The organism is Streptomyces sp. NPDC001663 (assembly GCF_042893105.1).
In the GTDB taxonomy this organism is placed as follows: Bacteria; Actinomycetota; Actinomycetes; order Streptomycetales; family Streptomycetaceae; genus Streptomyces.
The window spans coordinates 177,704-190,760 of the sequence record NZ_JBIAUR010000016.1; the positions used below are offsets into that span (position 1 = coordinate 177,704).

17 protein-coding genes are annotated in these 13,057 nt (G+C 71.9%); 9 read left to right on the top strand and 8 right to left on the bottom strand.

What is annotated here, in order from left to right; genetic code table 11:
• Entirely contained in the window at positions 1-399 is a 399-nt protein-coding gene (locus tag ACFY1L_RS41250) for a DUF5994 family protein (protein WP_388836795.1), read from the bottom strand.
• 42 nt (positions 400-441) lie between these two features.
• Positions 442-1,443 (bottom strand): acyl-CoA desaturase, encoded by a 1,002-nt coding sequence (locus ACFY1L_RS41255; protein ID WP_388836798.1) that lies wholly within the window; start codon positions 1,441-1,443, stop codon positions 442-444.
• A 377-nt stretch (positions 1,444-1,820) separates the two neighbouring features.
• On the opposite strand from ACFY1L_RS41255, the gene ACFY1L_RS41260 reads away from it, so the two are divergent.
• The 8 genes from ACFY1L_RS41260 (at position 1,821) to ACFY1L_RS41295 (ending at position 7,257) form a co-directional block, all read left to right on the top strand.
• Positions 1,821-2,165, top strand: coding sequence for a hypothetical protein (locus ACFY1L_RS41260; RefSeq protein WP_388836801.1), 345 nt, complete (start codon positions 1,821-1,823; stop codon positions 2,163-2,165).
• A gap of 559 nt (positions 2,166-2,724) precedes the next feature.
• Entirely contained in the window at positions 2,725-3,204 is a 480-nt protein-coding gene (locus ACFY1L_RS41265) for a DUF5994 family protein (protein ID WP_388836804.1), read from the top strand.
• A gap of 181 nt (positions 3,205-3,385) precedes the next feature.
• Positions 3,386-3,802 (top strand): ATP-binding protein, encoded by a 417-nt coding sequence (locus ACFY1L_RS41270; RefSeq protein ID WP_388836807.1) that lies wholly within the window; start codon positions 3,386-3,388, stop codon positions 3,800-3,802.
• A 149-nt stretch (positions 3,803-3,951) separates the two neighbouring features.
• Complete coding sequence (locus tag ACFY1L_RS41275; protein WP_388836810.1) at positions 3,952-4,362, top strand: DUF5994 family protein; 411 nt, start codon at positions 3,952-3,954, stop codon at positions 4,360-4,362.
• Between the two features lie 366 nt (positions 4,363-4,728).
• Positions 4,729-4,932, top strand: a complete 204-nt coding sequence (locus ACFY1L_RS41280) for a cold-shock protein (RefSeq protein ID WP_030952702.1) — start codon at positions 4,729-4,731, stop codon at positions 4,930-4,932.
• Between the two features lie 178 nt (positions 4,933-5,110).
• A complete protein-coding gene (locus ACFY1L_RS41285; protein WP_388836815.1) occupies positions 5,111-6,547 on the top strand; it encodes a DEAD/DEAH box helicase in 1,437 nt (478 codons plus the stop codon).
• Between the two features lie 83 nt (positions 6,548-6,630).
• The gene (locus tag ACFY1L_RS41290) at positions 6,631-6,936 is read left to right on the top strand and encodes a CBS domain-containing protein (protein ID WP_388836818.1); all 306 of its coding nucleotides are present in this window, start codon (positions 6,631-6,633) and stop codon (positions 6,934-6,936) included.
• Positions 6,937-6,942: 6 nt separating this feature from the next.
• Complete coding sequence (locus ACFY1L_RS41295; RefSeq protein WP_388836821.1) at positions 6,943-7,257, top strand: SCO5918 family protein; 315 nt, start codon at positions 6,943-6,945, stop codon at positions 7,255-7,257.
• Positions 7,258-7,314: 57 nt separating this feature from the next.
• On the opposite strand, the gene ACFY1L_RS41300 is transcribed toward ACFY1L_RS41295, so the two are convergent.
• The 6 genes from ACFY1L_RS41300 to ACFY1L_RS41325 form a co-directional block, all read right to left on the bottom strand.
• On the bottom strand, positions 7,315-8,454 hold the full coding sequence (locus tag ACFY1L_RS41300) for a ferredoxin reductase (RefSeq protein WP_388836824.1): 1,140 nt from the start codon (positions 8,452-8,454) through the stop codon (positions 7,315-7,317).
• Between the two features lie 170 nt (positions 8,455-8,624).
• Positions 8,625-8,918: an SCO5918 family protein gene (locus ACFY1L_RS41305; RefSeq protein ID WP_388836827.1), complete on the bottom strand. Its 294-nt coding sequence runs from the start codon at positions 8,916-8,918 to the stop codon at positions 8,625-8,627.
• A 134-nt stretch (positions 8,919-9,052) separates the two neighbouring features.
• Entirely contained in the window at positions 9,053-9,256 is a 204-nt protein-coding gene (locus ACFY1L_RS41310) for a cold-shock protein (protein WP_046247661.1), read from the bottom strand.
• A gap of 240 nt (positions 9,257-9,496) precedes the next feature.
• A complete protein-coding gene (locus tag ACFY1L_RS41315; protein WP_388836830.1) occupies positions 9,497-9,817 on the bottom strand; it encodes a MerR family transcriptional regulator in 321 nt (106 codons plus the stop codon).
• A gap of 66 nt (positions 9,818-9,883) precedes the next feature.
• The gene (locus ACFY1L_RS41320; RefSeq protein WP_388836833.1) at positions 9,884-10,627 is read right to left on the bottom strand and encodes a hypothetical protein; all 744 of its coding nucleotides are present in this window, start codon (positions 10,625-10,627) and stop codon (positions 9,884-9,886) included.
• A 138-nt stretch (positions 10,628-10,765) separates the two neighbouring features.
• Positions 10,766-11,470: a DUF4232 domain-containing protein gene (locus ACFY1L_RS41325; RefSeq protein WP_388836836.1), complete on the bottom strand. Its 705-nt coding sequence runs from the start codon at positions 11,468-11,470 to the stop codon at positions 10,766-10,768.
• A gap of 187 nt (positions 11,471-11,657) precedes the next feature.
• On the opposite strand from ACFY1L_RS41325, the gene ACFY1L_RS41330 reads away from it, so the two are divergent.
• Positions 11,658-12,986 (top strand): helix-turn-helix domain-containing protein, encoded by a 1,329-nt coding sequence (locus tag ACFY1L_RS41330; RefSeq protein WP_388836839.1) that lies wholly within the window; start codon positions 11,658-11,660, stop codon positions 12,984-12,986.
• Positions 12,987-13,057 lie beyond the last annotated feature (71 nt).

The window sequence follows — 13,057 nt, forward strand, 5'->3', positions numbered from 1 at the left end:
TCAGTTCTGAACACCCGCGGCGGCCGCCATGAGCGGTTCCGCCGCCTGCTCGGTCGTGTCCGGCGGCACGACCAGCAGGTCCCAGCGGCCCCGGCCGGTGGCGAGCAGGACGACGGTGTGCGGGGCGGAGGCCACCAGCGTCCTGTGCAGTCGTACGACCTGGTTGGAGACGAGCATCCGGCCGGGCACGGCGGACCACGTCGCCCCGTTGACGGTGACGCTGGTGATGTGGCCCCAGGCGCGCGGCAACCCGGCGAGCAGTCGCGGCAGTTCGGCGAGCAGGTCGTACGAACGCGGCCACCATGCACCGTCGATGGCCCGGGGCAGGTTCCCGTGGGGTGCCAGGCGCAGGCGCAGGACGGGGTGGGAGGGGAGCGGGGGCTGCAGTGCGGTGGTCATGATGGCTCCTGCCAACTGCCTTGCACGAGTGAGTGGTTGACGTCAGGCGCGCCGGGCCGCGACCCGGTCCGCCGTCGGCCAGCGCACGTCGTGCACCCAGCCGAGGCGTTCGAGGAGGCGGATGACGGCGGCCGACGGGTCGATCTGACCGCGGTCGACGCCGTGCCGGGCGCAGGTGGGGTCGGCGTGGTGGAGGTTGTGCCAGCTCTCGCCGAAGGAGAGCAGGGCCAGCGGCCACAGGTTGGTGGCCCGGTCGTGGCGCCGGGTACGGAAGGGTCGCTCACCGATCATGTGGCACAGGGAGTTGACGCTCCAGGTGACGTGGTGGAGCAGTGCGATGCGGACAAGTCCCGCCCACAGCAGGGCGGTCACGCCGTACACCCAGCTGCCGCCGATCGCCCAGCCCGCCGCGAACGGCAGGGCGAGGGTGAGCAGGCACAGCAGCGGGAAGGCGCGGGCGACCGCGCGGATGTCGCGGTCGGCGAGCAGGTCGGGGGCGTAACGTTCGGCGGACGTGGGGTCGTTGCGGAACAGCCAGCCGACATGGGCGTGGACCAGTCCGCGCAACTGGCCGCGCAGGTGCGTGCCGTAGCGGTACGGGGAGTGCGGGTCGCCGGGCCGGTCGGTGAAGGCGTGATGACGGCGGTGGGTGGCGACCCAGTCGATGACGTCGCCCTGGAAGCTCAGCGAGCCGGCCACCGCGAGCGCGATGCGCACGGGACGGGTCGCGCGGTAGCTGCCGTGGGTGAGACCCCGGTGGAAGCCGACCGTGACGCCGAGGCCCGTGATCGTGTAGAAGGCGGCGGCGAGCAGGATGTCGGCGGGGTGGATGAACCGGCCCCACAGCAGCCAGCCGATCAGGCCGAGGGCCACGAACGGCAGGACGACGATGACCGCCGTCACGGCCACGTACAGCCGATCCCCACCGTCGCGCGCGGGCAACGGGCCGTCGGGTGGGAAGGGGGAGGTGCCGTCGTAGTCCTGGGGCGGCGAGGCGGTGTCCGGCGGGGCCGCCGTGGCGGGCGTGGTGGGGCTGAGTGTCATGGAAGGGGCTCCTTGACCTGGGTGAAGGCCGCTGGGTGAGGTGCGGCCGGGGTCACGGGCTGCCCCTGAAGGACGGGCGGTGTGCTGAAGACGACCTGTCAGGTAGGCACGACACACCCTCGTTCTCCCCACCGTACTCCCGCGCGGACGGAAGCGAAGGGTGTCCCTGGTCAGAGCCTCGGACAGGGTGAGCTCAGGTCGGCACCGCGTTGACACCGAACGTCGCCGGACGTTGACTGGCAGCACGGCGCGGGGCAGGACGCAGGCCGTGAAGGGCAGGGCCGACCGGGTTCGAGGAAGCCTGCAGCAGACCGTCGAGAGCGCCGAGGGCGCCTTCGGGCCGTGCCCCCCATCGCAACGAAACGGTGCATAAGACGATGTACGACCAGACACGCGCCCGGCAGCCCGCGGACCAGCCCCCGGGCCTGACGGGACGCCGCACCCAGGGTCCGGAACCACTGCTCCCGTCCGACGAACGGGACAAGATCGTCCGGCACCTCGGACATGCCGTCAACACCTTCGCGGACACCCCGGGCGAGGCCCTCGAGGAGGCCGAGAGCGCCTTCGACGAGGCCACCGACGCGCTGGTGAAAGCCCTCACGGAACGACGGCGCGCCCTGCGCGCAAGCTGGCAGGACCAGGACCCCGAGACGCAGTCCGCCGAACTCCGGTTCGCGCTGCGGGAGTACCGGGAGATCACCCAACGGCTGCTGCGCGCATAGGCGCTCACGGGTCCGACGGCGGGGGGCCTTCCGACGGCCGCCGCCGGGCATCCGATCCCCGACGACGGCCGTCCGAGGCTCCCCGCGCGGCCGATTCCCCCCGGCCTCGGCGCGCGTTCGGGAGCCGTGTGCCCCATATCGGACCGTGCCACGGCGAGCGGGAGGTCACCGCGCCGGTCTCACGACTAGGGGAAGCAGGAAGAAGCGAGCACAGGAGCCGACCTCAACGGGCAACGAGAGCCGACTGCTCTGCAGGGGCTGCGAATCGATCCTTGCCCGGGTGCTCGGGGCCCAGGCAGCCCACGGGCTGCCGAACGGTGTGCATTCCGACTGAAGGTCTGTGCACGGCGGAATGCCGCCAGCCTAGGCGGACTCCCCCCGGGTGAGAACCCATGGGGACCCCCGAGAATCATTCGGACGGCCCACCTGTCGGCGCACCGGGGCGGAGTAGCGTGGAGCGGACCGGGAGTTGTCCGAACGCCGGCTCCCCGTCGGCGACGTTCTCGGCGCACCACGACACCGGTCCGTCGCACGGCGGCCCGGGGACAGGGACCGCGACATGAACGCGCCCACCGGTCAACGCGCCTCGCCCGACCGGAAACACCCCTCCTCGCCCCGCCCCGCCCGGCTCACCCTGCGCCCGCCGACCTTCCCGCCCGGTCCCGTGAGCGGCGCCTGGTGGCCCCGTTCCGACGACCTGCCGGCCGAACTGCCCGCTCTCATCGAGGCGTTCGACACCTCGTGGGGACGTGTGACGCGCATGGCCGCGCACCGCGACGCCTGGCCCGAGGCGCCGTGCGACCTGCCCGTGGCCGGCCACACGGTGAGGGCCGCGTGGTACACGTCCGGGTTCGACCCGCACGCCATCCGGCTCTTCTCCTACGGCGTCGGGCGCCGGGACCTGCTGGTCGTCCCGCCCGGGATCGAGGCCGCCACGGCAGAGCGCCTGATGACGGCCGCGGCCGATCCCGCGCGCCACCTCACCGCGAGCGCGCTCCTGGAGGACGCGGGAGAAGGCCCCTCGGCAGGAGACGCCTGACCACCCTGCCTCGGCGGCGTGCCGCGGGGCACCGACGATGCGTGGCTCGCCCGCTTCCGGTTGGCGATCATGTGCACGGGGCATCAGGACTGGGCAGGCCCGGCCGGGGAGGACATGCCGCGGCCCGGTGAGCGGCCAGGGCCAGGGTGGCCTTGTGGCCCAGGAGGGGGAGTGATCCGCCATGCGTACGCATCGGCGTACCCATCGGCGTTCCGTACGAGTCGAGTACCTGCTGCCCGACGAGGCCGAATCGGCGGGCAGGGCACGAAAGTTGACCTCGCAGTTCCTCGCCCGGCCCGACCGCAGGACGGCGGGGCTCGACGCCGAGCACATCGGCGACGCGACACTCATCGTCTCCGAGCTGGTCACCAACGCCACGCGGCACGGCGGCACCTGCCGCCTGCGCCTGCACGTGTCGGACACACGGCTGACCGTCGAGGTCTACGACGACAGCCCCGGGCGGCCCCGCGTGCGACCGCTGACGACCTGGGGCGAGAGCGGGCGGGGCCTGGCCATGGTGCGGTACCTGGCTCAGCGCCTCGACATCGATCCGGTCAGCGGGGGCGGCAACAAGGTGCGAGCGGTCCTTGCCCTGTGACGGCCCGGGTGTCGTTCCCCGGCCCGCCGCTCCTCGACCAGGCGTAGCCTGGACGTACCGAGGGCTTTCGGGCAGCGCGACCGGCGATGCCGTTCCCGGCGAGGGACGAAACGGGCAGCCGACACCGGCTCCCGGGACGGGATCGCACGATGGAACCCCGCACGACGCCCGCCGAAGGCGCGTCCCCGGACGACGGTCACACGTACCGCATGCCCCTGCCCCGCCTGGCCCTCACCCCGGGCCTCAGCCACGGCCCGCTGGACGGAGTCTGGTGGCCGCGCTGCGACGCGCTGGAACTGGAACTGCCCTCACTCGTCGCCTCGTTGGAGCCGGGCCGGGGCGCAACCGTACGAGTCACCGTGGACGCCGCCCAATGGCCCGACGCACCGCACACGGTCATGGCACCCGGCCGAGTGATCACCGTGGAGCCGGCCGGAGGCGGGGACGCGTCCGACGTCATCACCCTGGACTGCGACACGGTGGGACGCTGGGTGCTCCTGGTCGTCCCGCCCGGGGAGCCCGCCGGGCCCACACCGGAGCAGGGCCGCTTCGCGAGCTGAGCACACGGCGGCCGACCTGCCGATGTGTCCTTCATCTCGGCACGGCGGTGTCGAGGCGCTCACCGACGTCCCGTCGAGTGCCGACCGCGCAGCCCTCCACGGCCTGTTCAGGCAGGTCACGGCGGTGCGGCCGGGCACATATCGGCAGGCTCGAAGGGAGAAATCCGCACGGGGTATGGGGAATATTCCCCCAACCGTCGGCGAAGCGGAATTGGTCGCCGCACATGGTCGAGTACGCCGTGCTACTGTCGAGCCAGGTTGCAGTTGTGGTTGCCAAAAGGTTCATTTTCCGACGGGCTGATCATCACGGCGACACGGAGTCCGCACAAGGCGAACTCCGAGCACCGTTTCCGAAGGAGAAATGACATGGCTACCGGCACTGTGAAGTGGTTCAACGCCGAAAAGGGCTTCGGCTTCATCGCGCAGGACGGCGGCGGCGCCGACGTCTTCGCCCACTACTCGAACATCGCCACCCAGGGCTTCCGTGAGCTGCAGGAAGGCCAGAAGGTGTCGTTCGACATCGCGCAGGGCCAGAAGGGCCCGACCGCCGAGAACATCGTTCCGGCCTGACAACAGCGCTGACGCATACTTTGCAGCTGGGGCCCGCACCTTGGGGTGCGGGCCCCAGTTCGCTGCATTTTCAGGGTGATTCTCCCCTACCGTATTCGGCTCGTTCTCGCGATTCTCTGCGCCGTTCTTCGTGCTGCGGGAATTCCTTGATACGCGCCCGCATCGAGGAAGGTTCCGCATGAACCGAGCACGCACTTCCCGCACCTCCCGCACTTACGACCGCTCCGGCGTCCGGCACCGCCCCAAGGGCCACGGCGACCGGCCGGCCGCACCCCACGGCGAGTTCGCGGCGCCGAAGACGATCGAGCCGGCACTGCCCGCCGTGGAGTCGTTCGCCGAACTCGCCCTGCCGGCACCGCTGCTGGCCGCGCTCGGCCACGAAGGTGTGACCGTGCCGTTCCCGATCCAGGCAGCGACCCTGCCGAACTCCCTGGCCGGGCGTGACGTACTCGGTCGCGGCCGCACGGGTTCCGGCAAGACCCTCGCCTTCGGCCTCCCGGTGCTGGCCCGTACGGCGGGCCGCCGAGCCGAGCCGCGGCAGCCGCTGGCCCTCGTCCTGGTGCCCACCCGCGAGCTCGCCCAGCAGGTCACCGACGCGCTCACCCCGTACGCCCGCGCCGTACGGCTGCGGCTGGCCACCGTGGTCGGCGGGATGTCGATCGGCCGGCAGGCGAACGCGCTGCGGGCCGGGGCGGAGGTCGTCGTCGCGACACCGGGGCGGCTCAAGGACCTCATCGACCGGGGCGACTGCCGGCTGGGCCAGGTCGCCATCACCGTCCTGGACGAGGCGGACCAGATGACCGACATGGGGTTCATGCCCCAGGTCACCGCGCTGCTCGACCAGGTGCGTCCCGAGGGCCAGCGGATGCTCTTCTCGGCGACGCTGGACCGCAACGTCGACCGGCTGGTCCGCCGCTATCTGACCGACCCGGTGGTCCACTCCGTCGACCCGTCGGCGGGTGCCGTCACCACGATGGAGCACCACGTCCTTCATGTGCACGAGGCGGACAAGCACCGCACGACCACCGAAATAGCGGCGCGGGACGGCCGGGTGATCATGTTCCTGGACACCAAGCACGCGGTGGACCGGCTGACCAAGCACCTCCTCGGCAGCGGTGTCCGCGCCGCCGCCCTGCACGGCGGCAGGTCCCAGCCGCAGCGCACCCGCACCCTCGCGCAGTTCAAGAGCGGACAGGTGACGGTGCTGGTGGCGACCAATGTCGCGGCGCGCGGCATCCATGTCGACGACCTCGACCTGGTCGTCAACGTGGATCCGCCCGGCGACCACAAGGACTACCTGCACCGTGGCGGCCGTACGGCGCGCGCCGGCGCGTCCGGCAGCGTCGTCACCCTGGTGACCCCCGCCCAGCGCCGTGACATGAGCCGGCTGATGGCCTCGGCCGGCATCAACCCGACGATCACCGCGGTGCGTTCGGGCGAGGCGGAGCTGAGCCGTATCACCGGCGCCAAGGCCCCGTCCGGTGTCCCGGTCGTCATCACCGCGCCGACCCCGGAGCCCACCCGCCGAACCACGGCAAGTGCGCCGGGCTCGGCCCGGGGCCGTCGGGGGCGTACCCCTCGGGGCCGGTCCGCGGGGAAGCGCCGCGCCGCGTGATGTGCCGCCGGTCCCTCGTCGGCCCGGCGGCCGGTACGTAGCCATCGCGACCAGAACGTCCGCCCGTACCGCAGGAGGCAGCCGTGACACCGGTCCAGACGCATCGAAGCCCGACCGCTCCCGACCTCACGACCGGGGAAGGCCACCAGGACCCGACCGGGCTGCGGGTCGGTGACGACATGACCGTCGAGGTGGCCCTGTCCGTCATGGCCGGTGCCGGGGTGGAGTTCCTGCTCCTGTGCGACGGGGACGACGAGCGCACCGGCTCGGTCACCCGCGCCGAACTCGTCGTGCACCGCGACAGCTCCGCCTACACGGACCGCGTCCGTCTGCGGGACGTCCTCCGCGCACCGTGCCCGGTCGCCGGCCCCTCCTCCCTCCCCCTGTGAGGCATCATGCGCTGTGTCATCGCCCGGTACCCGTTCGAACTGACCAGGGACGGAGTGCTGGCCTCGATGGCGGGCGTCAAGCCCGAGATCGTCACCGGTGATTCCGTGACCGTCGGCCGCCGCCGCTATCCCGTGATGCAGGTCGGTGAGGTCATCACCCGGCAGGACCGCCGCGATTTCACCGGCGGCGAGGTCACCCGGGCCATGGCCCGCCTCGGCTTCACCTGCCACGGCCGCCCCGAGGCCGTGGCGCCCACGGCAGTGCGTGGCGCAGCACTCGCCCCCACGTCGACGCGTACTGCCGTCGGAGAGGCCCTGTGACGTACGGCGGTCCGTGACAAGGCAGTCGCTGCGGTCATGGGGCCTCCTCGGGAGGTCCTAGACGTCGAGGACTAGCGGACCCGCGGCTCCGTTGACGCAGGTCTGGATCAACTCGCCCGGTTCACCATGCAGTTCGCCGGTGCGCAGGTCACGGATCCGGCCGTCGAGGAGCGGTACGAGGCAGCCGTGGCAGACGCCCCTCCGGCAGCCGTACGGCATCGTCACGCCCGACTTCTCACCGGTCACCAGCAGCGGGGCGGACGCGGGCGCGTCGGTCTCGACGCCGCTGCGGTCGAACCGCACCCGGCCGCCGGTGGCGTCGGCGGCCTGCGGCAGTACGGGCGTCGGCCGGAAGCGCTCCGTGCGCAGCCGCCCCAGCAGGCCGGCGGCGCTCCAGTGGTGCTCGGCCGCGTCGAGCAGTCCCGCCGGACCGCACACCCAGGTGTCCCGCCGCTGCCAGTCGGGGCAGAGCGCGGTGATCCGCTCCGGGGTGAGCCGTCCGTCCGCGCGTGTGTACGTCAGTCCCAGCCGGAGCCATGGCGACCGGGCCGCCAGCGCGGTCAACTCGGCCCGGAAGAGGCACTGTTCGGGGCCGGGTGCGCTGTGCAGGAGCACTACGGCGTCCGGGGAGCCGGGCGGTCGGCGGCCGGCGAGGGTGCGCAGGATGCCCATCACCGGGGTGATGCCGCTGCCCGCCGTCACGAAGAGCATCCGCGCCGGCCGGGGCTCGGGCAGCACGAACTCCCCCTGGGCCGGGCCGAGTCGCAGCACCGTGCCGGGTGGGGTCCGGTGCACGAGGTGCGGGGAGACACGGCCGCGCGGGTCCGCCTTCACGGTGATGGTGAGCGCCTGGTCGCCGGGTCGTGCGGTGATCGAGTACGTGCGCCAGTGCCGTACGCCGTCGATCTCCACCCCGACCGGCAGATACTGCCCGGCGCGGTGGCCCCTCCAGCCGCGCCCCGGCCGGATCGTCAGCGTGGCCGCGGCGGGGCCCTCGGCACGCACCGCGACGACCCGGCCCGCGGGCTGCCGGGCGGACAGCAACGGGTCGAGCAGGGCGAGGTAGTCGTCGGGGGCGGACGGCGTGGTCAGTGGGCCGGCCAGCCAGGACGCGGCCGACAGCAATCGCCGCCCGGCCCACCAACCGGTGAGCCGGTCCGCGACCGGCGACGGCAGCGGGGGCCTCGGCACGGGCATGCGTGTGCCCCTTCTCCTGGGCGTGTTCCTGCATCTGCGTGCGGCGGCCGTGGGACCCGTCGGTCGCGTGCGCCCACGACGTGCCGGTGCTTCGGGCCGGTTACCCCACTGCGAGCGAAGCACACCGGACGGCCGGGGGTCGGGCGGACCGCGGCGGGCGTACGAGAATGTCAGCCGAGCGATCGGTCGACGGAACCGTACGACAGGTCGGCGGCGGGCGCGGGCTGCAGTGGCGCGGTCTGGCAGGTGAAGCCGAGACGGACCAGCGCCCGGACCATCTCCGCGGCGGTGAAGTCACGCGGGTCCTGGCCGGTGATCACGGCTCCCACCTGCTTGACGGGGAACACCCGGTCCCCGATGACGACACAGGCCCCCGTGGCCGGCTCGGGCCGGACCTTCTCCATCGACATCTCCACCTCGGCCTTGGACAGGTCGAAGGGGTAACGGGCGATCACACAGCGCATGGTGCCTCACCAGGGTCGGGCGGTTCCGGGGCGGGTGGAACGGAAAACGGACAGGGGCCCGCACCCAAGGTGCGGGCCCCTGTTTCGCCGTATGCGCGTAAAGAGCTATGTGCTGGAACGCGGATCCGGGAGGGTCAGGCGGGAACGATGTTCTCCGCCTGCGGGCCCTTCTGGCCCTGCGTGACGTCGAACGTCACCTTCTGGCCCTCCTGGAGCTCACGAAAGCCCTGGGTGGCGATGTTCGAGTAGTGGGCGAAGACGTCCGGGCCGCCACCCTCCTGCTCGATGAAGCCGAAGCCCTTTTCCGCGTTGAACCACTTCACAGTGCCGGTGGCCATGTGTTTTCTCCTGTAAGCAGTGCTGGAGCCCGCACCTCGCGGGCCCCCACATCGCTGTGATGATCACCTGCCCCGGAAACCCGGTAAGAATGGCAACCACAACTGCAACTGAGATTCAGACTAGCACGGAACAAATCGACGACAAGAAAAGCAGAGAAGGCGTCGAGGGAAACAACAGCCTGTTCACCGGGAAATGCTTTTCGGAACCGGTTGAATTTCTGTTCCGGCGCCGTCAGATTTTCACTCGCTGCGGCGCAGTTCCTCGTTGGCGCGCAGGGCGTCCGCCAGTTGGTTCTCGAGGCCGATGATCCGGCAGGCCGCCTCGATCGGAGTGCCCTGGTCGACCATGTCGCGGGCCCGCGCGGCCAGCCGCAATTGATGGCGCGAGTAGCGGCGGTGGCCGCCCTCGGACCGCATCGGCGTGATCAGCCCCGCCTCGCCGAGGGCCCGGAGGAAGCCGGGGGTGGCACCGATCACCTCCGCGGCGCGGCCCATGGTGTACGCGGGGTGGTGGTCGTCGTCGAGCCGGTCGGCGGCGTGCGACCGGTCTTCCGAGGACATGTGTGCCTTCCCGCGGACCGCCGACGGCACGGCCCGCAACAGGGAGCTGGTTCCCGTACCGGAACTCTAGTCGGCCGCACGGAAATCCTGCTGCGGCGAGCGCAGAATGCCCACCGCCGGTCGGCGCAGCACCAGGAGTCGGCGGCGAGCCAGGCCGGGCGCCCCGCGGGCCTCGGCCGACGGGCAGCGCCAGCCCCAGGACACCAGTGCCTCGAGTGTGTCCGCGTTGTCGCGGTCGACCAGCGTGACGCCGAGCGCGGCGGTGTGGTCGCTGAGCAGTCGCATCTGCAGGCGTCGGGCGAGGTTCCACTCGCGGCTCTGGTCCTGGGTGCGCACCCGTCGCTCGACGAGGATGTCGGCGATCGCGAAGAGCCCTCCTGAGGCGGCGAGGCGCAGGAGGTTCTTCGAGAGGTACCCGTCGAGACCCTGCCACCAGGGTCCGTCGCCGCACACGGGGAAGCCGTAGGCACATCCCGTGAGCACCGTCGCGCCCGCGGGACCGGCGGTCTCCGCCACCAGCAGTTCGAACCCCGGACGCTGCATGTGGCCCGCGAGCCGCCGCCGGAAGGCGGCGGACCGGGCCTGGTCGGAGGCCCGCGACTCGATCGACGAGGTGTGCGAGTACAACTCGCCGAGTTCCCCCATACGGTCGTCGATCTGGCGCCGGCTGAGCGGACGGACGAGCTCGCCCTTCTCGGGTGACGGTCCCTGCCGGCGCCGCACAGGCTGCGGCGCCCCGGAAGGCGTTCGGTGCCGGCCCGGTGCCGTGGGGTGGGCGGTCGCCGGGCTGTCCGGCGTGGTCGCGGTCATGGGGCGAACCCTGCCCCGGGCCCAGACGGGTCCGGCCCGGCGTCGTCGTTCGCCGAGAACGGCACCGGCGTGTCAGCCGGCGCACGAGGAGCCCTCGGTGCCTTCGAGCCTACGCCCGCCGCCGTGACAGGCCGGAGCTCACCAGTTGACGGCGTCGTCCATCGACTGCTGCCAGTACGTGACCTTGAGCGAGTCGTCGACGTAGACGCCCTGCGCGGGCAGCGACGGCTCGGCGCCCTTGCCGACGCTCTCGTTGCCGGAGCGGCCGTGGAAGTAGACGGTCAGGGACTTCTCGGTGTGCCCGTTCGAGCTGCCGCCGTCGGTGGCGGACAGGCTCACGGCGGCGTAGCCGGACTCGCCGGGCTGAAGCGTGACGACCGCCTGCGGCTGCGAGTCCTCGATGACCGGAGGCACGGCCTGGGCCTGGCCGAAGCGGACGGCCGGGTAGCCGTAGAGGAAGCAGGTCTTCGAGCCGGTGTTGGTCACCGTCAGCAGCAGGTGGTTCACGGGGCGGGTGAGCGGGGCCGCGACCGTCTTGGTGTTGGACCCCTCGCAGGTGACCGGCTTGCCGGTTGAGGTGGGTGCCTTCGAGGCGGAGGGGTGTGCGGCGGGCGTCGTGGTGGCGGTCACGGGCTTGCCGTCCGCGGACGAAGGCGTGGAGGCGGACCCGGCGCCGGAGGAAGAGGCGCTCGCGGTGGGCTGCGCGGTCGTGGTGGAGCCCGCCGAGGCGCCCTCGTCGTTGACGCCCGTCCCGTCGTTGCACGCGGTCAGGGAGAGCGCGGCGAGGACGACGGTCGCGGCGGCGCCTACGAGACGGGTGCGGGAGGTGCGGAGGTTGTACATGTGGACGTGCCCCTTCGGTGTTCGGCCTGGTGTGGTGATTGGATGACCGAAGCTTGTGAGGTGATCCGTCCCAACCGCCATGTTCGGCGGGCAGTTGGGGACACTGGAACGCCGGAACACGCTCTGACCAGGGAGAAAGCAGTGGCCCTGGAACGCTCGACTGGAACATGGGGGATGGGGAGAACGGGTGTCAGGGGCAACAGAGGCCGATGAGACAGAGGCGTTCGCGCGGCTGTTGAGGGAGCTCAAGGACCGCTCGGGACTGAGCTACGGCACGCTCGCCAGGCGGCTGCACATGAGCACGTCGACGCTGCACCGCTACTGCAACGGCACCGCGGTGCCGGTCGAGTACGCGCCGGTGGAGCGCCTCGCACGGGTCTGCAAGGCAACGCCGCAGGAGCTGGTGGAACTGCACCGGCACTGGATCCTGGCGGACGCGGCACGAGGGCGCAGGGCCGAACAGGTCGCGGGGCCGGGGGGTTCGGACGGTGCGGACGGAGCGGTCCTTGGGGCTGATGCGCCGGCGGCCAACACCGAGCCGTCCGTCGATGAGCCCGTCGTCGACGAGCCCGTCGTCGTCGACGTCTCGCCCTCGCTCGCGCCGCGTCGGCCCCGTCGCCGTGCCGTGCTGGTCGCCGTGGCGGCGGTCGCCGTGCTCGGGGCCGTGGTGCTCGCCGTGCGTCTGCCGTTCGGCGGGGACGGCTCGGGGGACCAGCTGACGGCCGGCGGTACCGCCCCCGCCACCGGCACGGGGGCCGCCGGGAATCCGTCCGCCTCCTCGTCCCCGGACGCGAAGGGACGCAAGCCGTCCGCATCGGCCTCCGCCTCCGTCACCCCGTCCGAGGGGGCCGGGTCCGGCGCTTCTCGGGACGGCGGCGAGCAGGGGGCGGACCGGGCCGCCGGCGGGAGCTCCTCCGGCGCCATTCCGCTCACGGTCGGCACCCGTCCCTATGTCTACGACAGCCCCTGCAGCCAGCACTTCCTCGTGAACAGCGAGCCCGAGCAGGTCGGGCCGCCGGCGAGCGAGCCGGACGCGCCGCGCTGGGCCGCCGCGTACGGGGCGGTGTCCTCGGACGAACAGGAGGTCGCCCTCACCGTCCAGGGCACCGGCGAGGAGACCGTCGTACTGGAGGCGCTGCATGTGCGCGTCCTGACCACGGGTGCGCCGCTCGCCTGGAACGACTACGCGATGGGGGTCGGCTGCGGCGGTGGCGTCGGCACCAAGTCCTTCGACATCGACCTCGACAACGGCAGTCCCACGGTCACCGCCAAGAACGGCCAGCGGGACTTCCCGTACAAGGTCAGCGAGTCCGACCCGGAGGTCTTCTACGTCTTCGCCCGCACCAAGGCGCACGACGTCCGCTGGGACCTCACCCTGGACTGGTCCAGCGGCAGCCGCCACGGCACCGTCCACATCGACAACGCCGGCACGCCGTTCCGCACCAGCGCCGACGTGGACCGCCCGGGCTACGACTACCCGCTGGGCGGCAGCGAGTGGATCAAGCGGGAGAGCTGACCGGATCCGGGCGGACAACCCCCGTAGTTCTCGTGCGCCGTCAACTCCCGTAATTCTCATGCACGTTCGTG

Bases quoted from the DNA above. Each gene is read 5' to 3' on its own strand.
- ACFY1L_RS41310 (WP_046247661.1), bottom strand. From the start codon at position 9,256: ATGGCCACCGGCACTGTGAAGTGGTTCAACGCGGAAAAGGGCTTCGGC.
- ACFY1L_RS41315 (WP_388836830.1), bottom strand. From the start codon at position 9,817: ATGTCCTCGGAAGACCGGTCGCACGCCGCCGACCGGCTCGACGACGAC.
- ACFY1L_RS41295 (WP_388836821.1), top strand. From the start codon at position 6,943: ATGCGCTGTGTCATCGCCCGGTACCCGTTCGAACTGACCAGGGACGGA.
- ACFY1L_RS41270 (WP_388836807.1), top strand. From the start codon at position 3,386: ATGCGTACGCATCGGCGTACCCATCGGCGTTCCGTACGAGTCGAGTAC.
- ACFY1L_RS41260 (WP_388836801.1), top strand. From the start codon at position 1,821: ATGTACGACCAGACACGCGCCCGGCAGCCCGCGGACCAGCCCCCGGGC.
- ACFY1L_RS41280 (WP_030952702.1), top strand. From the start codon at position 4,729: ATGGCTACCGGCACTGTGAAGTGGTTCAACGCCGAAAAGGGCTTCGGC.
- ACFY1L_RS41255 (WP_388836798.1), bottom strand. From the start codon at position 1,443: ATGACACTCAGCCCCACCACGCCCGCCACGGCGGCCCCGCCGGACACC.
- ACFY1L_RS41285 (WP_388836815.1), top strand. From the start codon at position 5,111: ATGAACCGAGCACGCACTTCCCGCACCTCCCGCACTTACGACCGCTCC.
- ACFY1L_RS41305 (WP_388836827.1), bottom strand. From the start codon at position 8,918: ATGCGCTGTGTGATCGCCCGTTACCCCTTCGACCTGTCCAAGGCCGAG.
- ACFY1L_RS41250 (WP_388836795.1), bottom strand. From the start codon at position 399: ATGACCACCGCACTGCAGCCCCCGCTCCCCTCCCACCCCGTCCTGCGC.
- ACFY1L_RS41265 (WP_388836804.1), top strand. From the start codon at position 2,725: ATGAACGCGCCCACCGGTCAACGCGCCTCGCCCGACCGGAAACACCCC.
- ACFY1L_RS41320 (WP_388836833.1), bottom strand. From the start codon at position 10,627: ATGACCGCGACCACGCCGGACAGCCCGGCGACCGCCCACCCCACGGCA.
- ACFY1L_RS41275 (WP_388836810.1), top strand. From the start codon at position 3,952: ATGGAACCCCGCACGACGCCCGCCGAAGGCGCGTCCCCGGACGACGGT.
- ACFY1L_RS41325 (WP_388836836.1), bottom strand. From the start codon at position 11,470: ATGTACAACCTCCGCACCTCCCGCACCCGTCTCGTAGGCGCCGCCGCG.
- ACFY1L_RS41300 (WP_388836824.1), bottom strand. From the start codon at position 8,454: ATGCCCGTGCCGAGGCCCCCGCTGCCGTCGCCGGTCGCGGACCGGCTC.